This window comes from Paracoccus aestuariivivens (assembly GCF_009711225.1).
GTDB classification, from domain to species: domain Bacteria; phylum Pseudomonadota; class Alphaproteobacteria; order Rhodobacterales; family Rhodobacteraceae; genus Paracoccus; species Paracoccus aestuariivivens.
In genome coordinates this window covers 57,602-80,578 of the sequence record NZ_WMIE01000013.1, presented here as the reverse complement: position 1 = coordinate 80,578, position 22,977 = coordinate 57,602, and the positions used below count along the sequence as shown (strand labels likewise).

General features: G+C 59.5%; 26 protein-coding genes and 2 tRNA genes. 14 read left to right on the top strand and 14 right to left on the bottom strand.

Translation table 11 applies throughout. From position 1 onward, the window contains the following. Positions 1–133 (bottom strand): transposase (locus GL286_RS23025; RefSeq protein WP_484555875.1); only part of this gene is annotated, 133 nt, incomplete at its 3' end. A gap of 202 nt (positions 134–335) precedes the next feature. On the opposite strand from GL286_RS23025, the gene GL286_RS16605 reads away from it, so the two are divergent. The 3 genes from GL286_RS16605 to GL286_RS16595 all read left to right on the top strand — a co-directional run bounded on the left by GL286_RS16605 (position 336) and on the right by GL286_RS16595 (position 1,605). Beyond that, complete coding sequence (locus GL286_RS16605) at positions 336–857, top strand: hypothetical protein (protein WP_155096696.1); 522 nt, start codon at positions 336–338, stop codon at positions 855–857. A gap of 92 nt (positions 858–949) precedes the next feature. Continuing rightward, entirely contained in the window at positions 950–1,330 is a 381-nt protein-coding gene (locus GL286_RS16600) for a hypothetical protein (protein WP_155096695.1), read from the top strand. A 14-nt stretch (positions 1,331–1,344) separates the two neighbouring features. Beyond that, positions 1,345–1,605: a hypothetical protein gene (locus GL286_RS16595; RefSeq protein ID WP_155096694.1), complete on the top strand. Its 261-nt coding sequence runs from the start codon at positions 1,345–1,347 to the stop codon at positions 1,603–1,605. Between the two features lie 237 nt (positions 1,606–1,842). Here GL286_RS16595 and GL286_RS16590 read toward each other — a convergent pair. Both GL286_RS16590 and GL286_RS16585 read right to left on the bottom strand, forming a co-directional pair. Then, a tRNA-Gln gene (locus tag GL286_RS16590) sits at positions 1,843–1,917 on the bottom strand. An 895-nt stretch (positions 1,918–2,812) separates the two neighbouring features. Next, positions 2,813–2,887, bottom strand: a tRNA-Gln gene (locus GL286_RS16585). Positions 2,888–2,983: 96 nt separating this feature from the next. Between GL286_RS16585 and GL286_RS16580 the strand changes: the two genes are divergently transcribed. Beyond that, positions 2,984–4,201, top strand: a complete 1,218-nt coding sequence (locus GL286_RS16580) for a BaiN/RdsA family NAD(P)/FAD-dependent oxidoreductase (protein WP_155096693.1) — start codon at positions 2,984–2,986, stop codon at positions 4,199–4,201. 1 nt (position 4,202) lies between these two features. Here the strand turns inward: GL286_RS16580 and kdsA are convergent, their stop codons facing one another. The 3 genes from kdsA to GL286_RS16565 all read right to left on the bottom strand — a co-directional run bounded on the left by kdsA (position 4,203) and on the right by GL286_RS16565 (position 7,394). Continuing rightward, positions 4,203–5,036, bottom strand: coding sequence for a 3-deoxy-8-phosphooctulonate synthase (gene kdsA, locus GL286_RS16575; RefSeq protein WP_155096692.1), 834 nt, complete (start codon positions 5,034–5,036; stop codon positions 4,203–4,205). After that, entirely contained in the window at positions 5,033–6,676 is a 1,644-nt protein-coding gene (locus tag GL286_RS16570; protein ID WP_343038917.1) for a KpsE/RkpR family capsule polysaccharide export protein, read from the bottom strand. Before GL286_RS16570 ends, kdsA begins: the two co-directional genes overlap by 4 nt. Before the next feature lie 64 nt (positions 6,677–6,740). Further along, a complete protein-coding gene (locus GL286_RS16565; RefSeq protein WP_155096690.1) occupies positions 6,741–7,394 on the bottom strand; it encodes an ABC transporter ATP-binding protein in 654 nt (217 codons plus the stop codon). Between the two features lie 212 nt (positions 7,395–7,606). On the opposite strand from GL286_RS16565, the gene GL286_RS16560 reads away from it, so the two are divergent. Together GL286_RS16560 and GL286_RS16555 are read left to right on the top strand one after the other, a co-directional pair. Beyond that, a complete protein-coding gene (locus GL286_RS16560; RefSeq protein WP_155096689.1) occupies positions 7,607–8,236 on the top strand; it encodes a uracil-DNA glycosylase family protein in 630 nt (209 codons plus the stop codon). Further along, the gene (locus tag GL286_RS16555) at positions 8,196–8,948 is read left to right on the top strand and encodes an SseB family protein (RefSeq protein WP_155096688.1); all 753 of its coding nucleotides are present in this window, start codon (positions 8,196–8,198) and stop codon (positions 8,946–8,948) included. The genes GL286_RS16560 and GL286_RS16555 overlap by 41 nt, the downstream gene beginning before the upstream one ends. 88 nt (positions 8,949–9,036) lie before the next feature. On the opposite strand, the gene mepK is transcribed toward GL286_RS16555, so the two are convergent. Continuing rightward, the gene (mepK, locus tag GL286_RS16550) at positions 9,037–9,597 is read right to left on the bottom strand and encodes a peptidoglycan L,D-endopeptidase MepK (RefSeq protein WP_155096687.1); all 561 of its coding nucleotides are present in this window, start codon (positions 9,595–9,597) and stop codon (positions 9,037–9,039) included. A gap of 268 nt (positions 9,598–9,865) precedes the next feature. On the opposite strand from mepK, the gene GL286_RS16545 reads away from it, so the two are divergent. The 6 genes from GL286_RS16545 (at position 9,866) to GL286_RS16520 (ending at position 15,708) form a co-directional block, all read left to right on the top strand. Then, positions 9,866–11,563: a L,D-transpeptidase family protein gene (locus tag GL286_RS16545; RefSeq protein ID WP_246184991.1), complete on the top strand. Its 1,698-nt coding sequence runs from the start codon at positions 9,866–9,868 to the stop codon at positions 11,561–11,563. Between the two features lie 25 nt (positions 11,564–11,588). Further along, positions 11,589–12,713 carry a UDP-3-O-(3-hydroxymyristoyl)glucosamine N-acyltransferase gene (locus GL286_RS16540; protein WP_155096686.1) on the top strand — a complete coding sequence of 375 codons (1,125 nt, stop codon included), beginning with the start codon at positions 11,589–11,591 and terminating at the stop codon, positions 12,711–12,713. 19 nt (positions 12,714–12,732) lie between these two features. After that, complete coding sequence (locus GL286_RS16535) at positions 12,733–12,993, top strand: acyl carrier protein (RefSeq protein ID WP_155096685.1); 261 nt, start codon at positions 12,733–12,735, stop codon at positions 12,991–12,993. 137 nt (positions 12,994–13,130) lie between these two features. Then, the gene (locus GL286_RS16530; RefSeq protein ID WP_155096700.1) at positions 13,131–14,339 is read left to right on the top strand and encodes a beta-ketoacyl-[acyl-carrier-protein] synthase family protein; all 1,209 of its coding nucleotides are present in this window, start codon (positions 13,131–13,133) and stop codon (positions 14,337–14,339) included. Between the two features lie 92 nt (positions 14,340–14,431). Continuing rightward, the gene (locus tag GL286_RS16525) at positions 14,432–15,316 is read left to right on the top strand and encodes a DMT family transporter (RefSeq protein WP_211596394.1); all 885 of its coding nucleotides are present in this window, start codon (positions 14,432–14,434) and stop codon (positions 15,314–15,316) included. 68 nt (positions 15,317–15,384) lie between these two features. Continuing rightward, positions 15,385–15,708 carry a 2Fe-2S iron-sulfur cluster-binding protein gene (locus GL286_RS16520; protein ID WP_155096684.1) on the top strand — a complete coding sequence of 108 codons (324 nt, stop codon included), beginning with the start codon at positions 15,385–15,387 and terminating at the stop codon, positions 15,706–15,708. A gap of 119 nt (positions 15,709–15,827) precedes the next feature. Here GL286_RS16520 and typA read toward each other — a convergent pair whose 3' ends face one another. The 4 genes from typA to GL286_RS16500 all read right to left on the bottom strand — a co-directional run bounded on the left by typA (position 15,828) and on the right by GL286_RS16500 (position 19,483). Then, entirely contained in the window at positions 15,828–17,645 is a 1,818-nt protein-coding gene (gene typA / locus GL286_RS16515; RefSeq protein ID WP_155096683.1) for a translational GTPase TypA, read from the bottom strand. Positions 17,646–17,728: 83 nt separating this feature from the next. Then, positions 17,729–18,157, bottom strand: coding sequence for a protein tyrosine phosphatase family protein (locus tag GL286_RS16510; protein ID WP_155096682.1), 429 nt, complete (start codon positions 18,155–18,157; stop codon positions 17,729–17,731). Positions 18,158–18,241: 84 nt separating this feature from the next. Further along, positions 18,242–18,931 carry a phosphoglycolate phosphatase gene (gene gph, locus GL286_RS16505; protein ID WP_155096681.1) on the bottom strand — a complete coding sequence of 230 codons (690 nt, stop codon included), beginning with the start codon at positions 18,929–18,931 and terminating at the stop codon, positions 18,242–18,244. Continuing rightward, a complete protein-coding gene (locus GL286_RS16500) occupies positions 18,932–19,483 on the bottom strand; it encodes a thioredoxin family protein (RefSeq protein WP_155096680.1) in 552 nt (183 codons plus the stop codon). 405 nt (positions 19,484–19,888) lie between these two features. Here GL286_RS16500 and GL286_RS16495 point away from each other — a divergent pair, with 405 nt between their 5' ends. Then, positions 19,889–20,131 (top strand): BolA/IbaG family iron-sulfur metabolism protein, encoded by a 243-nt coding sequence (locus tag GL286_RS16495; RefSeq protein WP_155096679.1) that lies wholly within the window; start codon positions 19,889–19,891, stop codon positions 20,129–20,131. 52 nt (positions 20,132–20,183) lie between these two features. Continuing rightward, a complete protein-coding gene (gene grxD / locus GL286_RS16490) occupies positions 20,184–20,546 on the top strand; it encodes a Grx4 family monothiol glutaredoxin (protein WP_155096678.1) in 363 nt (120 codons plus the stop codon). 59 nt (positions 20,547–20,605) lie between these two features. On the opposite strand, the gene GL286_RS16485 is transcribed toward grxD, so the two are convergent. The 3 genes from GL286_RS16485 to GL286_RS16475 form a co-directional block, all read right to left on the bottom strand. Next, a complete protein-coding gene (locus GL286_RS16485; RefSeq protein WP_155096677.1) occupies positions 20,606–21,241 on the bottom strand; it encodes a phage holin family protein in 636 nt (211 codons plus the stop codon). Positions 21,242–21,250: 9 nt separating this feature from the next. Then, complete coding sequence (locus tag GL286_RS16480; protein WP_155096676.1) at positions 21,251–21,676, bottom strand: ElaB/YgaM/YqjD family protein; 426 nt, start codon at positions 21,674–21,676, stop codon at positions 21,251–21,253. 93 nt (positions 21,677–21,769) lie between these two features. Beyond that, entirely contained in the window at positions 21,770–22,897 is a 1,128-nt protein-coding gene (locus GL286_RS16475) for an aminotransferase class V-fold PLP-dependent enzyme (protein ID WP_155096675.1), read from the bottom strand. Between the last annotated feature and the right edge of the window lie 80 nt (positions 22,898–22,977).

The window sequence follows — 22,977 nt, the reverse complement described above, 5'->3', positions numbered from 1 at the left end:
GAACGGCTCTCCCGAACCGGTGGCGTTCGCCGTTCAACTTCTTGGCCAACCCGGCCGTCGTCAGTTCCCCGCGGATGGCCTCAAGAGCCACCTTCGCCCTGAACTCTGCAGAATAGCGTCTGCGTTTCGTCATTTCCGGTCATTCTTCCTCAGGCGCTAAAGCTTAGCCCCCGATCCGAATTCGTGCGACCACCTTTGTTGCCCGAGGGATGCCGTGAGGGTGCGGAGGTTGTGGCGCTGGCGGCCCAATCACGATTTCGTGACCGCCGTACCTTTTGCAGCACACCTTAACGCGATAGTGTTAAGAAACTTGCATAACATGAAAGGAGGTGCAGATGGCTAAGACGCCCGCCGAAAGTCAGCGTGAGTATCGGAAACGAGTGAAGCAGCGAAAGGCAGAGGCAAACCTAGAAGCATCTTCGGTATTTCGAAAACCGTTCTTCGAATATTTCAATGAGCAAGAGCTTTCGGATTCTGAGTTTGACTTCTGCCTTGGAAATGCGGGCTTTCAAACGCCCGAGTTCCCCGATGATCGTGGCCCGGAACATTACATGATTGACCCAGAACGCGATGCGCACGGGCAGCCTATGAACCCGTTCTATGCTGAGCGATCGGTTGGTCGGGCAGAGGTCATCATAGGCAGTCTGATCGACGCGGCGAACGATCTTGCGCACCACGTCAACGACTACAAGCGCACCGAGATTAAAGCCCGACTTGCCGAAATTGAGGCTTCCGACCTGTCAGACCCGGCAAAGAAGAATGCGGCGCTGACAGAGGCCATCCGCCTCAACAAGATGCTGGACCAGCTAGACAAGCAGGTCCGCAGGGCCTTCACGCAGTGGAGGGTGACGGGCTGAACAGTCTCCGACAGTGGGACGGGCAACTTAGTTTGCAGACCGTGGAAGCCCGCCCCCTGTCGTTTGAAACTGCGATATAGAAGGAAATCGCAATGACGAAGAATGTTACCATGATCGCGCCCACGGCAGCAACGCCGGTTACGATCATGATGAACACTGACGCTTTTTACCCTTGGCTGGCCGAGGTTCAGGGTGAAATCAACACCGAAACCGGTATCTGTGACCAACCGGATTTCTGTATCGAAGATATCGACGAACCTGACGCGATCTACTCCAAAGTGGAGGTATATCTGACTACCTCCGAGGGCAGGGTGATGGCCTGTCATCTGTATGGCGAGAACTTGGTCAAGGTCACAATCCGCAGTGAGACACCCGGCGCGAACTTTATGCGCACTGTTCGGGAGATGATTGAAGAAGCCCGCACTGATGTGGATGAGCTCAACAGGAAGCTGCGTGCAAAGGCGGCTGCATAATAGCTCTGAACCACATGCTGAAAGACCTTGTGAAGCGCTACGGCTCTTCAACGTGTTGGAAGGAACAGGTGCATCGGCTGTCGGCTGATGCGATGGAATACGACAACGAAGTTGCACGCCTCAACGCGGAACTGAAGGCCGCCAAGACTGAAGTGAAAGCCGTCCGGCTGGAACTGCGCGTGCTGAAGGCGGAACTGGCGCGTCGTCAGACACTGAACGATCTGCACTACGCCGAGTGGATGCAGGATCAGGAGAGCAAACCGCGCTGCGATTAGACGGTGAGTGCGCGGCCTAACCAGCCAAACCCCGTCATGGTGCGGCGACAGACTCCTTACAGTCGCGTGGCACCTAGAACTTTGTTAGTTGGTGAAAATGGGATGGGCGGGGCGAAAGCTTCGCCCTTTCTGCTGGTGGGAGAGTCGCCAACTTGCCCCATGTGTTACACACACGGAACTGTAACACATGCGATCAGCATGTCTACGTTAACTGCTTGAATTATAAGTAAAAAGAGTTGGCTGGGGCGGTAGGATTCGAACCTACGGTACACGGTACCAAAAACCGTTGCCTTACCACTTGGCCACGCCCCAACTCTGTGAGCGGGTATCTAGCTAACAACGCAATGGGTTACAAGTGCAAACAAACTAATAATCCAGTTTGTCATGCCAGGTTCTTTCGCCAACTACTTTAGCGCCCTTACCGACGTTTGCCTCATGCGCCCAAATAGTTCGAGTTGATGATCGAACAGCGTTTCTTCACTTTGAATGGATATTCCTTGCACCTTGTCCTTCAGAGGGCTGAACCTTGCGTTCGACGGACACGGAAGCGTTACACAGCGTCGAGTTCAAGCGGGTTGCGGTTCGTATCGCGCTAAGAAGCCGAAGGCATTCGACCTAGTGTTGGACGTCACCTTTCGCCTTAGAAGATAAGGCCGCTTAATACGAGAGCACCTGACCGGAACAGAACCGAGGCAGGTCAGTCAGGTGTAACTTAACTGCGGACGCCCCTGTTCCGGTTGGCGCGCACTATTCGCGCAAGGATCAAACTCGGCGTCACTTCTGACGATCCGTCGAGGGAGTTTGCTGACCTCTTAGGCGACTGTTCGGGGACGCAGGCTCGTATCTTGAGGTCGGCAAGGGCCGCGACCGGCCTGCCTCTGTGGTCGTCGCGCTGTAAAGACCACTCATGGACAGCAGATTCCGTTCAGATGGTCTATGACCGTTACGCCATTTTAGTTTGGCCAGCGATAACAGATCGGTCCGTCAATGCCGAACCGCCCGATTGTATCTCGGAACTGTGTTACCTGAGCGCAAATGCGGACGAATTCCATGAGTAAGGATCAGCATTGTCCTATGCGTATCACTTGCATTGGTCGCGAAGCGGGGGCAGGGGTACCGAAATTTCGACCAACCGCCGGATCAAAGGGATAATCACCTGCGATCACAGATCTGTGAGCTAATGATTTGACGGAGAACAGAAAAAATCTGGCTGGGGCGGTAGGATTCGAACCTACGGTACACGGTACCAAAAACCGTTGCCTTACCACTTGGCCACGCCCCAACTCTGTGAGCGGGTATCTAGCCAAGGCGTCGGAAGGGCGCAAGGGCCACACGGAAATTTCTTGTGGAGAACTTTCGCTGCCGTTAAGCGCCTCGCATGGAACACGTGGATACATTGGTAATTGGCGCAGGCGCCGCTGGCCTATTCTGTGCCGGGTCGATCATTCAAGCTGCTGGAAAGGGGCAAGAACAGCGGGTTCTTGTGCTGGATCACGCCCGGGCAGCGGGCGAGAAAATTCGTATTTCCGGTGGTGGACGCTGTAATTTCACCAACCTTGCCGCGAATCGCGAAAGGTTCTTGTCGCAGAACCCGCGATTCTGCGCATCGGCCTTGTCGGGGTTCAGCCCTCAGGATTTCGTCGAGATGGTCAATCGCGCGGGCATTGCCTGGCACGAGAAAACGCTTGGTCAATTATTCTGCGACGACAGTGCGCGCCAGATCATCGATATGCTTCTGCACAGGATGCGCGGTGCGGAATTGTGGCTTGAAACGGCTGTCCAATCTGTCGAGGCGAGCGATAGCGGTTATCTGGTGCGGACGAGCAGGGGTGTGGTTTCCGCCCGCAATCTGGTCGTTGCGGCCGGAGGGCGCTCCATTCCCAAGATGGGCGCTACGGGATTGGGTTATGAACTGGCCGAGCAATTCGGTCTGCGAATAATCGAGCCGCGTGCAGGGCTCGTGCCGCTGACATTTGCAACTCAGGATCTGGATTTGTGCCGCCCCTTGGCCGGCGTCGCGGTCGATGCGGTGGTAAGCCACGGGCAGGGGCGGTCAGCGACCCGGTTCCGCGACGGCCTGCTGTTCACCCATCGTGGCTTGTCTGGACCGGCCATTCTGCAGATCTCCAGTTTCTGGAAGCCCGGGGATGAGATCACGGTCGATCTTGCGCCGGATCAGGACATTGCTGCCGCAATGCGCGACATGCGCGGCCAGAACGGGCGTCAGGCGGTATCAACGGCTCTTGCGCGCTACCTGCCGTCCCGACTGGCGGACGCGATTACGGAGGAGTTGGGGTTTTCCGGTGCGCGATTGGCGGATCAGGCAAACCCGAAGCTTGACCGGATTGCGGAACGTGTCAATCGATGGCGGTTGCGACCTGTCGGGTCTGAGGGATGGCGCACGGCAGAGGTTACTCTGGGCGGCGTCGATACGCGGGATCTGGACGCCCGTACGATGCAGGCCCGCAATCAAGCGGGGCTGTATTTCATCGGAGAGGTCGTCGATGTGACTGGCTGGCTCGGGGGCTACAATTTCCAATGGGCTTGGGCTTCGGCCCATGCTGCGGCGAAATCCATCGCCGCAGCCGAGGCTTGATTCAGCCCATCACCGGATCCGATTTCGCCAGCGCGTCAAAGCGCATCAGCGAATTCAGCAAAGCCGGCATCTGATCCAGAGGGATCATATTCGGCCCGTCAGAAGGCGCGTTGTCGGGGTCCTGATGGGTCTCGATGAAGACTCCGGCAACGCCAAGCGATACAGCCGCACGGGCCATGACCGGCGCAAATTCACGCTGACCGCCCGACGAACCTCCCTGTCCGCCCGGTTGCTGCACGGAGTGTGTCGCGTCCATGATCACGGGATAGCCGGTCCGTGCCATGATGGGCAGGCTGCGCATGTCGGCCACAAGGGTGTTGTAGCCAAAGCTTGCGCCACGCTCGGTCAGCATGATCCGTTCGTTTCCGGTCGATGCGACTTTTTGCGCGACGTTCGGCATATCCCAAGGGGCAAGGAACTGGCCCTTCTTGATGTTGACCACCGCGCCGGTTTCGCCTGCGGCGATCAGCAGATCGGTCTGACGGCACAGGAAGGCGGGGATCTGGATGATATCGACCACAGCCCCAGCAGCGCGGGCCTGATCTATATCATGCACATCGGTCAGGACCGGGCAGCCGAATTGCTTGCGCACTTCTTCAAGCATGCGCAGTCCTTCCTCCATCCCGACGCCGCGCTTGCCTGAAAGCGAGGTGCGGTTGGCCTTGTCATAACTGGCCTTGAAAACAAAGCCAGCGCCGGCCTGTTCGCAAGCCTTGGCCATGGTCTCGGCGATCATCAGGGCATGATCGAGCGTCTCCAACTGGCACGGCCCTGCGATCACGCCAAGAGGCAAGTCATTTCCGAAGGTTACATTGCCGGTTTGTACATGGGTCATGAGGATACCTGTTCACGCAGGATCGAGGCTGTCAGCGAAAGCATCAGATAGACGCCCGAGAAGATCAGGAAGGCCACGATCGTGTTCTGGAAAGCTTTGGGATAGGTTGCCTCGTCAGGGGCGACGGGGGCAACCGAGAGAGAAAGATAGCGGACCTGCTTGTTGGCTTCGATCCGCGCGGTCTCCATCTGGGCGGCAGCGGTGGCCAGCAGTTCCTGACGGGTCGCCAGATCGGATTCCGCGATGCGGATCTGCCCTGAGATCGTCGCAAGCGAGCCGCGGGCCTCGCTGCCTTCGGTCAGTTGCGAGCGGGTCTCGGCCAGCATTTGCTCAAGCCGCGAGATGTCGCCTTTGACACCCTGCACGCGGCTGCGGTTCGGAGAGGCGTTGGACTGAAGCTGGCCCAGTTCAAGCCGCTTGTCCGCCAGCTGACGTTCCAGCTCAGCGACATGGCCCATGACGACGCTGCTTTCCGCCATCGGATCAAGCACGCCAAGCTTTTCCTGTAGCTCCTGCACATGAAGCTGGGCGTCTTTCACCTTCTCCTCGGCCTCGTTGTAGCTTTCGATCGACCCCTTCATCTGGTCGTCACGCAGCCGCGAGGTCATCTGGTCGACCTGGCCTTCGGCGTATTTGATCAACGCGGTCGAGAATTGCTGGCTGAGCATCGGCTCGGGGGCGATGACTTCCATGTTTATCACGCCCTCGGTCGGGTCGTAACCGATCTTCACGGATTTGCTGTACAGCTTATAGGTCTGCTCGTTGGTCGCATCGGGCGCGAGGCGAAGGATGGGATCGACCTGCTCGCTCTGGAACGCCGCCTTGAAGCCAAGTTCGCGATCCAGCCGCAGCATTGCGTCACGCGACATCAGATAGCTTTGGACCGAAACGGAATCGGTATTGGTCGCAAGCTGCGTGCCGCTGAACAATCCGCCCAAACCGCTTGCCGCGCTTTGGTCCGCCTGCTGGATCTGGAATTGCGAGTTGGTCGCGTAAAGCGGCGTCGCCATGTTGAAGTAGTAGTAACCCGCAATGATCGTCGGAATGCCCACGAATGCGATCAGCCGCGCGGCCAACATCGTCAACTTGCGGCGACGGCGGCGGGCGATGTCCTTCTGGATCTTGATGATCTCGGCGGCACGCTTGTCCTCGGTCATGGCTTCACGTGATGGCGCCTTGGACGAGTTCGGCCCGATTGGCACGATTTCGGAACCGCGCTTACGGGGCAGGTTCGATTTCTTGGCAGGAACGGGCAGGCCCGCTTGATCGCCATTCTGCTGGACCCGCGCCCCTTCCTCGGAAAGGATTTGCCCGACTGCGCCGCGATGGAACGGGTCTATGCCTTTATCGCGCAACAAGACGACCGCTTCGTAATCCGAGTCGACGTCGATTTCGTGCATGGCCGCGATCCTGCGGGCCATGCGCAATTGGCGTTGGGTCAGGTTCTCGGCCTGCACCGCCTCGATACGCTCCTGCATGTCATGCGGGACATTCGGCGACGTTGCTTCGGTGGCGCCCGGAAAGCGCATATCGCCGAACCCGTCGTCCTCGGCCATGAAAAGCTTTGAGGGGTCATTCTCCCCTTCGGCCATATCGTTACGCTTGTTCAATTCGACCTGTACCTTCCGCGCGGTTTTCACCGCATCTGATTCCCTTTTGACCGCAAGAACGGACTCGTCGCGGCTGATCCGATAGAGGCGCGCCTTAGGCAGAGTAGTCATAGTATTGCTTTGCCTCTTCGAGCGTTTCGAACTGATACAGCTTGCCATCGCGCAAAACGCAGGCCGAGTTGCAGAATTTCTCGATCGTTGCCGCCTGATGCGACACAACGACCACCGTTGAGGATTTCAGTCGCTCGAACAGCACCGATCCCGCCCTGCGGTTGAAAGCGACATCCGTCGTCGCAGGCATGCCCTCATCAATGAGGTAGACGTCGAATTCAAGCGCCAGCAACAGCGAGAACGTGAAACGTGACCTCATGCCCGAGCTATAAGTGCCGACCGGCATATCGAAATATTCGTTGATATCGGTCATCCAGCGACAAAATGCCTCAACATAGTCGGGGTCAAGACCGTATAGGCGCGCGATGTAACGGCAGTTTTCGTTGGCGCTGAGCTTGGGGGTGATCCCGCCCATGAAGCCCAGCGGGAACGAGACCCTGCAATCGATGCGGATCTTTCCCTCGTCGGGCTTTTCCAAACCGCACATCATGTTGATGAGCGTCGTCTTGCCGGTTCCGTTTGGCGCAAGGATGCCGATCGAGTGGCCCAGTTCGATCCTGAACGAGGCCCTATCCAAAATTACTTTACGCTGTGTTCCCGTCCAGAATGATTTGGAAACATTGTCGAACTCAATCATCCGGCGACCTCGATGCCAGCCTGCGCTGTCTTGGCGGACATGCGTGGCATTTCCTCAGTGGGTGTCCACCCCGCTCAGTTTCGTCAACCAAAGGGTGCGAACGGAACATTATTCTGCAGCGACGTCACTGTCCACCATGCCAGCGGATTGCTTGCCATTTCGTGACCTGAAGGGGCTTCGTTGCGCAACCAATGCTACTTATCTAGCTGGACATGGATCTTCTCGAGGAAATAAGCGCCTGCCGACTTTGCACCACGCGCTTTGCGGCGACTGCGACGGCGCACGCGCCCAACCCAGTCGTCTGGTTCCGGCCCGGCGCGCGTATCCTGATCGCCGGACAAGCGCCGGGGATGCGGGTGCATCTGGCGGGCCGGCCGTTCGCTGATCGCTCGGGTGATAGATTGCGCGAATGGATGGGCGTTTCCGAGCCGGCGTTCTACGATATGGCGCGCATCGCTATCGTCCCGATGGCCTTCTGTTTTCCGGGGTATGACGCGAAGGGGGCCGACCTGCCGCCTCCGCCGATTTGCGCAGCGACCTGGCGCGCCACCGTGATGCAACAGTTGCAGCCGGATCTGGTTCTATTGGTCGGCGGTCATGCGCAGCGCTGGCACCTTGGAAAAGCCGCATCGCAGGGCGTGACAGCAACAGTCGCGGCGTGGCGCGACCATGCACCGCGCATCTTTCCCTTGCCTCATCCGTCGTGGCGCAATACCCGCTGGCTGAAACGCAATCCCTGGTTCGAAGCCGAGCTTGTGCCCGCGCTACGCCAGGCCATCGACGATATTCTGAGAGAGGCCGATGACTCCGCTGGACTTGCTTTGCCCGATCCCCTTCCATGAAGCCATGCCGGCGCAACGTGCGCGCATCCTCTCGCGGCTGGCCGATACCGAACTTTTCGCGGCCTTGGTCGAGGAACCCGCCCATGATCGGGCCGAACTGAAAATTCACGCATTGCCCGATGGTCCGGTCGCGCTGGCCTGTGACGCCGAGGATCGCTTGGCCGACTTCATCGGTGGACCTGTTGCTTATGTCGCGCTGCCCGGAAGGATATTGGCCTCGGCTTTGGCGGCCGAAGGGCAGGGGCTGCTCGTCAATCCCGGCCAGCCGTCCGAGATGCTTCTAAGTGCCGACATGCTGGCTTGGCTCACCGAGGCTTTGCAGGCCGAGCCGGCAATTGCGCCTGATGAAGCGCCGGTTTCGATCCAGCCGCCGCGACCAGAAGTGGTCGAGGCCTTGGCTGAACCCCTATCGATCAGACTGGGCGACATGGTCGGGCTTGTCGAATCCGCAGCCCTTGTGGCGACCGTTTGGGCAAATGGGCGATCGAACCACAGCCTGATCCTGAAAAATGTCGAGGAAACCCGTCGTCCGGCATTGGCAAAGGCCTTTGCCGAATTGCTGGCCTTTCTGCCGGAAGTTGACGGTGGAACCGATATTGCCTTCTCGGACCAGACACATCCGTCGGTTGCATTGATTCTGGAACCGCCGGCACCCGAAGCCCCTGAACAGCCCCCGCGGCGAGATCCGAACGCACCGCCACGTTTGCGTTGAACCAGGTGTCGCGATGGCCTGAAACGCAAAAACCCGCCCCCAAAAGGGCGGGTCTTAGCGTGGTCACGCGAAAGTGATAATGCGTGGCTTAGGCGCCCCAATGACGCACTGGACCGCAATCCATATGCACAAAGTTCGAGCGCGAATATTTGCCGACACCACCCGCACCGCAGGAGGCAGCCGCACGGTACATCTGGGCGACCGAGCGCGACTTCAGCCGAAGGTCGGCAGCCTTGCCTACCATATGAAGCGAGTTTCTGGCCACGCCGGACGAGTGCGAGCGAAGCATCGCATTGGTCTTGGGCGAGCGATAGCCCGACAGCATCATGTAGGGTTCATTGGTTTGCAGCAGCCTGTGCGAGGCAGCGGCAACGTCAACGGTGCGCGGGTCGATCCCGATCACCTGGCCCGTGCGCCAATCGCGCATGAACACATTGATTTCATTCAGTGCATCGCGGATATATTTGCCATCGACCCAATAAACCGTGTCGATGCTTTCACCCGTCCGCCCCGAATACATGCGAATGCGGCGAATGTCGCCGGCACCGCGTATCAGACCGAAGGCATTGGCCATAACCGGCGCTGCTGCCACCGTCGTCGCCGCGAACGCACCAAGGATGCCGCGACGCGAGATAGTTTCAAACGTCATGTCAGATCGCCTGTCCTGCTTCGTTTGTTGTTTCCGGCGCTGGCCGGCTGTCCCGATTTAGTACGGAACTGATTAACAATATGTCACCAGCCGGTGATCCGAGGAAAGCAATTGATTCCCGCTACAGCGAACAATTGCCAATCTCGGCAAAAATCCGCCTACTGGAAAGTGAAACCGGAACCGTCAGGTCAAGATTGTGGAAGGCCGTGCCTTGGGTGCATCACAGCGCGGCAAAACTGTCACGGCTTCTGGACCTCTCGGGCAGGGGATGGCACAGAATCCGTACAAGGAAACGGGAATTTTTGTGATCATGGGCTCGCGTTTGATTCGCTCTTTGGTTGTGGTTGGGCTTGTGGCATTCAGCGGGGCGGGTCTTCCTGCCGCCGCTCACGCGCAGGGACTTGAGGCCGCCTCGTTGGCGGCGCTTCCTGCGCCTCGGCTGATTTTTTCCGATGATGAGATGGCTTTGGCCCGCGCTGTTGCCGGATCGCCCGGATTGGCCGATTTTTACGGTTCGAACGGGTTGAAGCGGATTTTCTCTGGTCCCGAAGCCGCAATTCGGCGGAATGCCCTGATTAATGCGATCGAGACCGCAAGCAGCCACGGTCTGCCGCCGTCGCGCTATAACCCGGCGAGGTTGCTGGAACTGGACGGTGAAGGCGGCGCGTCGTTGCAAGCCGAGCTTGCCTTTGCCCGCAGCTTCGCGCGCTGGACGCAGGATCTGACCGGTGGCGTGCTTGATCCGCGCAAGGTCTCGTCAGGGATCAAGCGTGCCGTCCACCGGAAGCCGACGGGCGAGATGATGCGAGAGTTCGTTGCCGCACCCGATCCGGCGGCGTGGCTGGCCGATCTCGCGCCGCACGATAAGGACTATCTTGCGCTTCAACAGGCCCTGCACGGGATGTCTCGCTTGGCAGCACCGGTCGGCACGCCGAAGGTTCCGAACGGGACGTGGCGTGAAGGCAGCGAAGGGGAGGGCGTCCTGTTACTGCGCGAGCGTCTAGCCGCGATTGGTTTCCCGGCTCGCCCGACGGGGGATATGTCGGTTTTCGATGCGGCGCTCGGCCAGTCGGTCGCCGAATTTCAGGACGCGTCCGGACTACACGCGGATGGCGTTGCCGGACCCCATACCGTGGCGCGGATGAACCGCGGCATCGGACCGGAGGCCAAAGGCATCCTGATCGCTCTTGAGCGGATGCGCTGGATGCATGGCTATGACATGAACGCACGTCATGTTTGGGTGAACTTGCCCAGCTATACCGCGACGATCCGCGAGAATGGCGAGACCGTCTTTTCGACCAAAGTCGTGATCGGCAAGGACGAGGATACCCACGAGACGCCCGAATTCTCGGAAAATATGAAACATGTGGTGGCAAACCCGCGATGGAATGTGCCGCGCTCGATCACGGTGAAGGAATACTTGCCGCGCCTGCAAGCGAACCGAAACGCGGTAAGCCATATCGACGTGGTGGATCGGGCGGGCAATATCATCCCCCGCAGCCAGATCGATTTCGGCAGGTATACCGCCTCGAATTTCCCTTACCGGATGCGGCAGAAGTCCAGTGATGACAATGCTTTGGGGGTGGTGAAATTCCTGTTCCCCAATCCGTGGAACATCTATCTGCACGACACACCGACCAAGCATCTGTTCAATGAAACGCGCCGCGCCTACTCGCATGGCTGTATCCGAGTCGGGCGTCCGCTGGATCTGGCAAACGAGCTATTGAAGGGACAATTCGCGAACCCCGAGGCCAGATTCTCGAAGGCGTTGGCCTCGGGTCGCGAATCCTATCTGAACCTGACTCACCCGCTTCCGGTCCATCTCGTCTATTTCACCGCCTTCCCCGACGAGAACGGCAAGATCCGCCGCTACCCCGATATCTATGGTCGCGACGCGGCGGTTTATGCCGCCCTGGTCAAGGCGGGTCTGGACAGCGGACTGGAAACTGGCGGGCAGGGCAACTAGATCATCCCCAACAAAGGGGAGACAGATGACACTCACCATCGCTGAACTGGCACGGGCGCTCGACGCCCGTTTGTGGGGGGATGGCAGTCTTGCCATCCTTGGTGCTGCCGAAGCCGGAATGGCTGGCGAAGGGCAGATCTCGCTTGCGACATCCGCTGCCTATACCCAGAAACTGGCTCCGGGTGACATGGCCATCCTTGCCGAAGGGACCGATCCAGAGGCGCTTGGCCTCAAAGCCGCAGTTCTGGTGAAGCGGCCGCGCGTCGCCATGGCCGGTCTGACCAAGGCTTTCGACCGTGGCCCCGAGATCGCAGCGGGCATCCATCCGTCGGCTGTTATCGATCCCACTGCCGAAATACCCGACGATGCGGCCATCGGTCCGTTTGTCGCGATTGGCGCAAGGGTGAAGTTGGGCGCGGGCGCGCGGATCGCTTCACATGTCAGTATTGGCCGCGATACCGTTATCGGCGATCAGGTCATGCTGCATCCGGGCGTCCGGATCGCGCATGAGGTCACGATCGGCCATCGTGTCATCCTGCATCCCGGCGTTTCAATCGGCGCGGATGGTTTCTCGTTCGTTACGCCTGAGAAATCCGGCGTCGAGGAAATCCGCGAGTCCTTGGGCGAACGCAGCGAAATCCGAGAACAGCACTGGACCCGCATCCACTCGCTTGGCGGAGTCGAGATCGGCGACGATGTCGAGGTCGGCGCGAACAGCACCATCGACCGTGGCACCATGCGCGCGACACGGATCGGGCGCGGTACGAAAATCGACAACCTCGTGCAGGTCGGACATAATTGCATCGTCGGCGAGGACACCATGCTGTGCGGTCTGGTCGGCATCGCCGGCTCGACCAGAATCGGCAACCGCGTGGTTCTGGGCGGACAGGTCGGCGTCTCGGACAATATCTTTGTCGGTGACGACGTGATTGCGGGCGGCGCAACGAAGATATTCACCAACGCCCCTGCGGGTCGCGTCTTGCTGGGTAGTCCGGCGGTGAAGATGGAAACCCATGTCGAAGCGCAGAAAAACATCCGCAGGTTGCCAAGACTTTACTCGCAAGTGGCAGAGCTTCGTGAAACTGTTAAGAAACTGATGGAGAAGCGCTCTGGCGACGACCTAGAAGAAGGCGGTCGCAGCGACGAATAGGGCTAGATGGGAGACCGAGATGTCAGATGTCCATGACCGCATCCTCAAGATCATTGCCGATCAGGCGATGCTGGAGCCGGCAGAGTTGAAGTCCGAGATGTCACCGCAAGATATCGGCATCGACAGCATGGGATTGGTCGAATCGATCTTTGCCATCGAGGAGGAATTCGACATCTCGGTCCCCTTCAATGCGAACGAGCCGGAAAGCTCGGATTTTGATATTTCCACCCTTGGTTCCATCATTGCAGCGGTCGAAAAGCTGGTTGCTGAAAAGGTATGAACGCCAAGAAGAACAAGGGCGATAAGCCGGAAAAGTCGCAGCGCAAGTCCGAGAAGGTCACCGGAAAGGTCAAATCAGCGACGTCTCGGGCGCGGACCATGCTGGGTCGTGTCATTATGGGGCGGCACGCCAACGGCATGCGGCGCGTGGCCATTACCGGAATGGGGACGATCAACGCGCTGGGGCGCGACGTGCCTTCCACCTTCGAGGCCATGCGCGAGGGCCGCTGCGGTATCGGAGAGCTGGATTTCCGCGATGTCGAACGTCTGGCCGTCCGTATAGGCGGGCAGGTCCGCGACTGGAACGCCGAAACCTATTTCAACCGCCAGCAGATCGTCCTTTACGATAAGTTCACCCAGTTCACCTTGCTTGCAGCCCGCGAGGCCGTCGATCAATCCGGACTGATTTTCGAAGGCGAGTTGGGCATCCGTTCCGGCGTCGTGCTGGGCACCGCTGCTGGCGGCATGAACACATGGGATGAAAATTACCGGACCGTCTACGAAGAGGGGAAGAACCGCGTTCACCCCTTCGTCGTGCCACGGTTGATGAACAATGCAGCCGCCTCGCATCTGAGTATGGAATACGGGCTGATGGGGCCAAGCTTCACGGTTGCGACAGCCTGCGCCAGTTCGAACCACGCGATGGGGATGGCCTTCAACATGGTGCGCTCGGGCGCGGCGACCGTCATGTTGACCGGTGGATCGGAAGCCATGCTTTGCTTCGGCGGCGTCAAGGCGTGGGAGGGGCTGCGCGTCATGTCCAAGGACGCCTGCCGCCCATTCTCGGCCACGCGTAACGGAATGGTCCAGGGCGAGGGCGCTGGCGTCTTCGTATTCGAGGACTGGGAGCATGCCGTCGCGCGCGGAGCCGATATTCTGGCCGAGGTTGTCGGTTTTTCCATGTCGGCGGATGCGCAGGATATCGTGATGCCCTCGGCCATCGGGGCAGAGCGCACGATCACAGGTGCGATGCAGGACGCCCAGCTTCGCCCCGAAGAAATCGGCTATATCAACGCGCATGGCACCGGCACGGCGGCGAACGATAAAACCGAATGCGCCGCAGTCGCGCATGCATTCGGCCATCATGCGGATCAACTGATGATGTCCTCGACCAAATCCATGCACGGGCATCTGATAGGTGGCACGGGTGCGGTCGAACTGCTGGCCTGCATCATGGCCCTACGCGATGGCGTGATCGCTCCGACCATCGGCTATGAAGAGCCGGACCCCGAATGTGCACTGGATGTCGTCCCGAATGAGGCACGGCAAGCCAAAGTCGGCGCGGTTCTGTCCAATGCCTTTGCCTTCGGCGGGCTGAACGCGGTGATCGCGCTGCGGAAAGTCTGACGGGACAGGCGCATCCTATAAATCGCCGCCTTCTCGCCTTGCCTCTGCCCGACTTCTGACTAGTATGCCAGTTTTACCGGCAGAGGCTGAAAATGACCGAGCAAACGAACTTCGCGAATGCGACGCAGCGGAGCGAATTCTGGGTCGGTCTGGGCTGGATGGCCCTTAGCATGGCCTCGTTCATCGGTATGTCGGTCGGCTCGCGCGAGATGGCGCAGAATATGTCGATTCGTCAGGTGTTGTTCTTCCGCGCCCTTGTCGGGCTTTTCGTTATCGCGCCGTTCTTGCCGCGCCTCTGGCCCGAACTGCGGCAGATGCGCAGCGTCGGCCTGCATCTGACCCGCAATATCGTGCATTTCACCGCGCAATATTTCTGGACCATCGGGGTGGTGATGCTGCCTTTGGCCTCGGTCTTTGCGCTCGAGTTCACGGCGCCGATCTGGGTCGCTTTCTTCGCATGGGCCTTGCTGGGCGAGAAACTGACCAAGGCAAGGTTGCTGGCCAATATCGGCGGCTTCATCGGCGTTCTGGTGATCGTCAGGCCCGGTTTCGAGGTCGTCGATCCGGCGGCGGGTCTCGTGCTGTTGGCGGCGGTGGGTTATGGCTTGTCGCTGGTTCTGGTCAAACGCCTGACGCGGCAGAACGCTCCGGCCGTGATCGTGGTCTGGATGATCCTGATCCAATTGCCATTGGGGCTGGCCGCCGCGCTGACCGACTGGAGACCGGTCCATGCCGCAGACACCCCGTGGATGTTGCTGGCGGGGGCAGGGGCACTCAGCGCGCATTTCTGCATGGCGCAGGCATTGCGCCGTCTGGATGCCTCGATCGTGATGCCTGTCGACTTCATGCGTGTGCCTCTGGCGGCCATCGCCGGATATCTCATCTACGGTGAGACCGTCAGTTTCTGGGTCTTCCTTGGGGCTGCGATCATCCTGACATCAAATTTCCAGGCGATGCGGGCCGAGCGGCGGCGCTGATCCGCTCGGGGCTTTTCAGTCTTGCGGCAATGCCCTATCTGCGTTGCAAAAGCGCAAGGAAGGCACCCATGGCAAAGATCACTTATATCGAGCACAACGGCACCGCCCATGAAATCGACGTCAAACCCGGCATGACAGTGATGGAAGGTGCGCGAGACAACGGCGTACCCGGCATCGATGCGGATTGCGGCGGAGCGTGCGCATGCTCGACCTGTCACGTCTATGTCGCCGCCGAATGGGTTGACCGCCTTCCGGCCAAAGACCCGATGGAAGAGGACATGCTGGACTTTGCTTACCAGCCCGATCCAACCCGCTCTCGCCTGACCTGCCAGATCAAGGTCACCGACGAACTTGATGGTTTGGTGGTCAACTTGCCGGAACGGCAAATCTGATCGATAGGGCGCAACGCAGGTTGCGCCTTTTTTCTTTCCGCGCGCTTAACCAGATGTTCCAATGAAAAAGGCACAGCTTCTTCCGAAGCTGTGCCTATGAATTTTATGGATCTGTTTGATCAGCTTGCACGGGCCTGACGCTTGCGCTCATGGGGGTCAAGGAAACGCTTGCGCAGGCGGATGTTTTTTGGCGTCACTTCGACCAGTTCGTCATCGTCGATATAGGCGATGGCTTCTTCCAGCGACATGCGCACCGGCGGCGTCAGGCGGACAGCTTCATCCGTGCCCGAGGCGCGGACGTTGGTCAGCTTTTTGCCTTTCAGCGGGTTCACTTCAAGGTCGTTATCGCGCGAATGCTCGCCGATGATCATGCCCTGATACAGCTGCTCTTGCGCGCCGATGAACATCTTGCCGCGCTCTTCGAGGTTCCACAGCGCGTAGGCGACCGAAACACCGTCCTCCATCGAGATCAGCACGCCCTGACGGCGGCCCTGAATCGGACCCTTGTAGGGGGCCCAGCTGTGGAAGATGCGGTTCAGCACGCCGTTGCCGCGCGTGTCGGTCATGAATTCGCCCTGATAGCCGATCAGGCCACGCGACGGGACATGGGCGACGATGCGGGTCTTGCCGACACCTGCGGGCTTCATCTCGACCAGATCACCCTTGCGGTGGCCGGTCAGTTTTTCGACTACGGCGCCGGTATATTCGTCATCAACGTCGATGATGGCTTCTTCGATCGGCTCGTGGCGGACGCCGTCGATGTCCTGATAAATCACGCGCGGGCGCGAGATCGACAGTTCAAAACCTTCGCGGCGCATGTTCTCGATCAACACGCCCATCTGCAGTTCGCCACGACCCGAGACGATGAAGGCATCGCCACTGGCGGTGTCTTCGACCTTGATCGCGACGTTGGTTTCGGCCTCTTTCATCAGGCGCTCGCGGATGACGCGCGACTGGACCTTGTTGCCGTCGCGACCAGCCAGCGGGCTGTCATTGATGCCGAAGGTGACGCTGATGGTCGGCGGATCGATCGGCTGCGCGGGCAGGGAGGTCTCGACCTCAAGCGCAGCCAGAGTGTCGGCCACGGTGGCTTTCGACATGCCCGCGATGCTGACGATGTCGCCGGCAACGGCTTCGTCGATCGGCGACTGGGTCAGGCCGCGGAAAGCCAGAACTTTGGAAATGCGGAACTGCTCGATCCGTTCGCCATCGCGCGACAGCGCTTTGACGGTGTCGCCGGCTTTCGCGCGACCGGATTCGACGCGACCGGTCAGGATGCGGCCGATGAACGGATCCGAACCCAGCGTGGTGGCCAGCATCTGGAAGGGCTCGTCCTGACGGGCGACCTGCTTCGGCGGCTCGACGTGACGCAGCACCATGTCGAACAGCGCCGACATGTCCTTGCGGTCGCCTTCAAGGGTTTCGTCGGCCCAGCCGCCGATGCCCGAGGCGTAAAGATGCGGGAAGTCCAGTTGCTCGTCATTCGCGCCAAGGTTCGCGAACAGGTCAAATACCTGATCCAGTGCCTGGTCCGGCTCGGCTGCGGGCTTGTCAACCTTGTTCAGGACGACGATCGGCTTCAGGCCAAGCGCCAGCGCCTTCGAGGTTACGAATTTCGTCTGCGGCATCGGGCCTTCGGCCGCGTCGACCAGCAGGCAGACGCCATCGACCATCGACAGGATGCGCTCGACCTCGCCGCCGAAATCGGCGTGGCCGGGGGTGTCGACGATATTGATGCGGGTGCCTTTCCACTCGACCGAGGTCGCTTTGGCAAGGATGGTAATCCCGCGTTCCCGTTCAATGTCATTGCTGTCCATCGCACGTTCCGCGACGGCTTGATTTTCGCGGAAGGAACCCGACTGCTTCAGCAGTTGGTCAACGAGCGTTGTCTTGCCGTGGTCAACGTGGGCGATAATCGCAATATTGCGGATGTCCATGAGTGCTGGCCTTTGAATGAAGTTGCGGCCCCCCTAACGCAGGAGGGGCCGAAACACCAGCATCAATCGCAAATCACGACAGTTCAGCGACCGCGTGCGGCAAGCGAGTCGATCAGGGGACGCACTCCGGACAGATCGTAGCCCGCCTTTGCCGCCGCTTCGAGCAGATCTGCGGTCGGTTCGGTGCCTGCGCGGCTTAGCGCCCACAGCACGGTCGACCGGTTGCCGGAGCGGCAATAGGCGATCTTGCGGCCGGGCAGGGCCAGCGCTTCGGCTTGGGCCTCGACCATCTCGGGCGTGACATGACCCGGCACGAAGGGAATCTCGCGGTAGTCCATGCCAGCGGCTTCGGCTGCGGCGCGCATCGCGACACTGTCCTCATCGGGGCCGACTTCGGCATCGGGGCGATTGTTGATCAGCACGCGGAAGCCATCGGCGACCAGAGCGGGCAGATCTTCGGGCCGGATCTGGGGCGAGACCGAAAGTTCGGGGGTAAGCGGGCGCAGGTCCATTAAAGGCTCCTTGGGTTCCGTCGGGCGGTTTATTGCTGCCCGACGGATCGTCGCGATTGGCATCGCTGTCAAGAGACGCGTGGCTCAGGCACGGGCAATCTCGGACTGTTGTTCGATCAGGCCCGGCAGATCGGCGAAGTCGTCGAAGCGCGCGGTATGATGCATCTCGGACGGGTCAGACTTGCGATAACCCCGAGTGAACAGCAAGAACGGCACATCAGTGTTCTTGGCGCATTCGGCGTCAAACTCGCTGTCGCCAACATAAAGGCCCAGCGGCTTTACCGGATCCGCACCAAGCAACGAGAATGCGGCCCGAAGTGGCGCAGGATCCGGTTTCCGTTGTGGCAGCGAGTCTCCTCCGATGACTGCAGCAAAAACTGAGGCGAGTCTGAAATGTTCCAGCAGTGCCTTGGTCGGGCGCATCGGCTTGTTCGTGCAGATGCCAAGCGGATGGCCACGATCAGCCAGAACGCCCAGGGTCTCGGCGACGTTCGGGTAAAGGCGGGTCAATGCGGTGGCGTCGTGGTATCGCGTCATGAACGAGGCAACCAGATCGCGATGCGCTTCGGCAGGCAGACCGGTTGCCGCGATCACACGTCGCCATAACAGATCGACACCGCCACCGATAAAGCTGCGAACCTGATCCAAGGTCAAAGGTGCGATCTGATGGATGCGCAGGACCGCGTTGACCGTCGCATGGATATCTGGCGCGCTGTCGATCAGCGTGCCATCCAGATCGAACACGACGGGACAAGGTGCAAGGCATGTATTCATTCAGCTTCTCCACTTGATCGAGCAACCCATGGACGGAACTTGCTCTCGCGGACCTTGACCGGTTTCCGCGATCAGCGCCATGGCCTCATATAACTCACGACGGGCATCGGGTTCTGCAGCCGTGCGACGCGAACCGTCGAACCTGCCGCGATACTGAAGTTCCAGATCCGCGTTGTAGCCGAAGAAGTCCGGCGTACATTGCGCGTCATAGGCGCGCGCGACGTCCTGCGTCTCGTCGTACAGATACGGAAAGGTGAAGCCGAGGCGCGCGGCCTCGGCCTTCATCCGGTCGGGGGCGTCTTCGGGATACTCGGTCACATCATTGGCAGATATCGCGACCACGCCGATACCAAGTTCTTGCAGCGCTGCAGCATCGCGTTGGATGCGATCGATAATCGCCTGAACGTAGGGGCAATGATTGCAGATGAACATGACAAGCATGCCGTTCGGGCCGGCGAGTTGCGACAGAGTGAAGCGGTTGCCGTCAGGATCAGGCAGATCAAAGGCCGGCGCGGGCGTTCCGAAGTCGCAGACAGGAGGAGTAACGGCCATCTATTTTTCCTTTCGTCGCAGTCCTGAGTCAGCCTTGAAACTTGTTCAGAATCTTTGCCATTCGGGCCAAATTTCTAGTGAAAGAACCAGCAAATACTGGGTTATGCAAAGCTATAAATCCACAAAATAAACATAATACTGATTATCGTGAATTTCGGTCAGTCGTTCTCGAACCCCGCCTTTCTTGCTGATTTCGCGCGCAGAATGCCCCGCTTGGCGGAATGCCCGCAATAACCGCATAAAACGTGCTGAGAACAAGCTTTATGTAACGGGAGCGTCAGTTCGTACGGTTTTCTGGGAAATCTACAACTTTCACCTGAATTACCCACTTTTCGCACTTTCCGGCCACCTTGCGAGCCGTTCAGGCTTCCCCTACATCAAGGGTATCATTTGAAAGGACCAACCATGGCGATGGAAGCCCATGACATCGAAGCGCTGATCCGTGCAGCCTTCCCTCAGGCGCGCATCTCGATCACCGATCTCGCCGGAGACGGAAATCATTACGCCGCCGAAGTGATCGACGAAAGCTTCCGTGGGTTGAACCGCGTTCAGCAACAGCGCGCGGTCTATGCCGCGCTGCAAGGTAAGATGGACGGCGCACATGGTGAGTTGCACGCCTTGGCCTTGACCACCAAGGCCCCTGAATAAGGCCGCGCGAAAGCGATCTACGGTCGACAAACCAGACAAAAGGAAGACCCAGATGACGGACGTTCGTCAGAAGATCCAGGAAACCATCGATGCCACCGATGTGGTGCTGTTCATGAAAGGCTCGAAAGAAATGCCGCAATGCGGTTTTTCGAGCCGCGTCGCAGGCGTGCTGAACTATATGGGTGTCAACTACAGCGACGTCGACGTTCTGAAAGACGCCGATATCCGCCAAGGCATCAAGGATTTCTCGGACTGGCCGACCATTCCCCAACTTTATGTCAAAGGTGAGTTCGTCGGAGGTTGCGACATCGTGACCGAGATGACTTTGTCGGGTGAGTTGGACCAGCTTTTCGATAAGGTCGGCGTTGCCTATGATAAAGACGCTGCCAACAAAATCCGCGAAGCGAACGGCTGAGATTAGGTTGGAATAAATATAAAAAAGCCCCGTAAGATACGGGGCTTTTCATTTTTTACTCAGTCATCATCCCGATGCCGTCGGCTTTGAAGACGTGACGCCAATGTGATCCCCACCGCCAGCGCGCCAAGAAACGGCGCGACCGATGACATTCGGGACGGCTCGTCCGTTTCAGACGAAGCAAAGCCGAAGCGTCGTGCGGCGGTCTCGCTCATGTTCCGGGCCGCGCCATAGACCCTGGCCTCGGCCAGATCGGCCGCGCGATTGGCGCGGTAACCCAGATTGTCGGCAACTGCATGGACCTTGTGTTCAGCTTGGTCTAGCACTTGTCCGGCTTTCACCGAAGCCCTGTCCATCGCCGCATCGGCAGCATCCGAGACCTTGGTGATCGCGGAATTGGCCATCAGGTGCAGTTGTTGTTCGACCTCGACGCGCAGGTCGTCGGTGCTGGGTGCTGGATGCCGTTCGACCCTTGCGATGCCAAGCACGATTAGCCCCAGCACCACAAGAACCGCACCGATGACAAGCGATGCCATCATCGAGCCCCAACCAAGGTTGTAGGTCAGATAGCTCCACAATGCGGCTAGCAGGAACCCTGCCCCGATGGTCAGAACGACCCCTGCCCCGACCGTCAGGCCTACGCGCCGCAGCTTGTCTGACGCGGCAAGCTGCATATTTTTGGCATAGGCGAACATGCGGACTCCTTAACGGCGCGAGACGATCAGACCCAGCAGGAAGCCGACGCCCACGGCAATGCCAAGCGCCTGCCCCGGATTGCGGCGCACCATTGCCGAAACATCGTCGTAATAGTCCTCGGCGTAGCCTGCGACGTCACCGGCGCGACGTTCGCCCTCGCGGTAGATCCGGCGGGCTTCGTCTCGGGCGTGTTCGGCATATTCCGAGCCCTTGCCGCGTGCACCTTCGTAGTATTCTGCGCCACGTTTGCGGGCAGCATCGACGAATTCGGCGCCTTTTTCGAAGGCCGAACCAAGCAGTTCGGCACTACGGTTTTTCGCGTTTTCCGCTGCATCTGCCGCATCATCGGCTGCGCGGCGCGCTTCGCGGCCCACATCCTCGGCGGCGCGGCGGGCTTCGGCTTTCAGGTCGTTGGTGGTGTCGTGATTGGGCATTGTTCTGTCCTTTCGAAGTGAACTGCCGTTTCAGATAGCCAACGCCCCCGACGGCAGGATCGTTCCCGCCACCTGCCCGCCGTGCCAGTCTTGTTACAACACCGCGTCGAAAGCGGGCTGCAGGCGCGCCAGCGTGCCCTCGACATCTTTCAGCTTGTCCAAACCGAACAAACCGATGCGGAAACTGCGGAAACTCTCGCCTTCACCGACCTGCAGCGGCACGCCCGCCGCAATCTGGTATCCCTCCGCAAGGAACTTCTTGCCAGTCTGGATTTCCGGATCATCGGTGTAGCAAACCACAACGCCCGGAGCAGCAAAGCCTTCGGCTGCAACGGAACGTAGGCCGCGCTTGGCAAGCTCGGCCCGCACAGCATTGCCCAGCTTCCACTGCGCATCACAGGCGGCGTCAAAGCCGAGTTCGCGGGTTTCGATCATCGCGTCGCGCATGCCCAGAATGGCATCTGTGGGCATGGTGGCGTGATAGGCGTGGCCGCCATCCTCATACGCCTTCATGATCGCGCGCCATTTCTTGAGGTCCAGCGCGAAGCTGTTCGAGGTGGTCTGTTCCAGCCTTTCGACCGCGCGGGCCGAAAGCATCACCATCCCCGCCGAGGGCGAAGCTGACCACCCCTTTTGCGGTGCCGAGATCAGCACGTCGACGCCCGTGGCCTGCATGTCGACCCAGATCGCACCCGAGGCGATGCAGTCCAGCACCATCAGCGCACCGACCTCATGTGCGGCATCCGCGATCGCCTTGATGTAGTCGTCAGGCAGGATCATCCCCGCCGCGGTTTCGACATGAGGCGCGAAGACGGCGTCGGGACGGGTTTCGAGAATTTTCGTCACGACCTCATCAACAGGGGCCGGTGCAAAAGGCGGCAGGGCCTCGTTTCCGGATGGCCGTGCCATCATCACGGTCGTCTCGCGGGCAAAACCGCCCATGTCGAAAATCTGGCTCCAGCGGAAGCTGAAGAAGCCGTTCCGCACGACCAACGCATGAGCATCGCGACCGAACTGACGCGCGACGGCCTCCATGGCGCAGGTGCCGCCACCAGGAACCAACGCCACCGCCTCGGCTTTATAGACTTCCCGCAGCGTTGCCGAGATATCCCGCATGACGCCTTGGTATTTCTGCGACATGTGGTTCAGCGAGCGGTCTGTAAACACGACCGAAAACTCCTGCAGGCCGTCGGGATCGACATCGGGACGCAGACCGGGCATGGGATTTCCTTTCCTCCGAATATTTCGGGGCGCAGCCTAGCTTGCAGAGTTCCCGGCCACCAGCCCCACGAAGGAACGAG

Bases quoted from the DNA above. Each gene is read 5' to 3' on its own strand.
- GL286_RS16605 (WP_155096696.1), top strand. From the start codon at position 336: ATGGCTAAGACGCCCGCCGAAAGTCAGCGTGAGTATCGGAAACGAGTG.
- GL286_RS16600 (WP_155096695.1), top strand. From the start codon at position 950: ATGACGAAGAATGTTACCATGATCGCGCCCACGGCAGCAACGCCGGTT.
- GL286_RS16595 (WP_155096694.1), top strand. From the start codon at position 1,345: ATGCTGAAAGACCTTGTGAAGCGCTACGGCTCTTCAACGTGTTGGAAG.
- GL286_RS16580 (WP_155096693.1), top strand. From the start codon at position 2,984: ATGGAACACGTGGATACATTGGTAATTGGCGCAGGCGCCGCTGGCCTA.
- kdsA (WP_155096692.1), bottom strand. From the start codon at position 5,036: ATGACCCATGTACAAACCGGCAATGTAACCTTCGGAAATGACTTGCCT.
- GL286_RS16565 (WP_155096690.1), bottom strand. From the start codon at position 7,394: ATGATTGAGTTCGACAATGTTTCCAAATCATTCTGGACGGGAACACAG.
- GL286_RS16560 (WP_155096689.1), top strand. From the start codon at position 7,607: ATGGATCTTCTCGAGGAAATAAGCGCCTGCCGACTTTGCACCACGCGC.
- GL286_RS16555 (WP_155096688.1), top strand. From the start codon at position 8,196: ATGACTCCGCTGGACTTGCTTTGCCCGATCCCCTTCCATGAAGCCATG.
- mepK (WP_155096687.1), bottom strand. From the start codon at position 9,597: ATGACGTTTGAAACTATCTCGCGTCGCGGCATCCTTGGTGCGTTCGCG.
- GL286_RS16545 (WP_246184991.1), top strand. From the start codon at position 9,866: ATGGCACAGAATCCGTACAAGGAAACGGGAATTTTTGTGATCATGGGC.
- GL286_RS16540 (WP_155096686.1), top strand. From the start codon at position 11,589: ATGACACTCACCATCGCTGAACTGGCACGGGCGCTCGACGCCCGTTTG.
- GL286_RS16535 (WP_155096685.1), top strand. From the start codon at position 12,733: ATGTCAGATGTCCATGACCGCATCCTCAAGATCATTGCCGATCAGGCG.
- GL286_RS16530 (WP_155096700.1), top strand. From the start codon at position 13,131: ATGCGGCGCGTGGCCATTACCGGAATGGGGACGATCAACGCGCTGGGG.
- GL286_RS16525 (WP_211596394.1), top strand. From the start codon at position 14,432: ATGACCGAGCAAACGAACTTCGCGAATGCGACGCAGCGGAGCGAATTC.
- GL286_RS16520 (WP_155096684.1), top strand. From the start codon at position 15,385: ATGGCAAAGATCACTTATATCGAGCACAACGGCACCGCCCATGAAATC.
- typA (WP_155096683.1), bottom strand. From the start codon at position 17,645: ATGGACATCCGCAATATTGCGATTATCGCCCACGTTGACCACGGCAAG.
- GL286_RS16510 (WP_155096682.1), bottom strand. From the start codon at position 18,157: ATGGACCTGCGCCCGCTTACCCCCGAACTTTCGGTCTCGCCCCAGATC.
- gph (WP_155096681.1), bottom strand. From the start codon at position 18,931: ATGAATACATGCCTTGCACCTTGTCCCGTCGTGTTCGATCTGGATGGC.
- GL286_RS16500 (WP_155096680.1), bottom strand. From the start codon at position 19,483: ATGGCCGTTACTCCTCCTGTCTGCGACTTCGGAACGCCCGCGCCGGCC.
- GL286_RS16495 (WP_155096679.1), top strand. From the start codon at position 19,889: ATGGCGATGGAAGCCCATGACATCGAAGCGCTGATCCGTGCAGCCTTC.
- grxD (WP_155096678.1), top strand. From the start codon at position 20,184: ATGACGGACGTTCGTCAGAAGATCCAGGAAACCATCGATGCCACCGAT.
- GL286_RS16485 (WP_155096677.1), bottom strand. From the start codon at position 21,241: ATGTTCGCCTATGCCAAAAATATGCAGCTTGCCGCGTCAGACAAGCTG.
- GL286_RS16480 (WP_155096676.1), bottom strand. From the start codon at position 21,676: ATGCCCAATCACGACACCACCAACGACCTGAAAGCCGAAGCCCGCCGC.
- GL286_RS16475 (WP_155096675.1), bottom strand. From the start codon at position 22,897: ATGCCCGGTCTGCGTCCCGATGTCGATCCCGACGGCCTGCAGGAGTTT.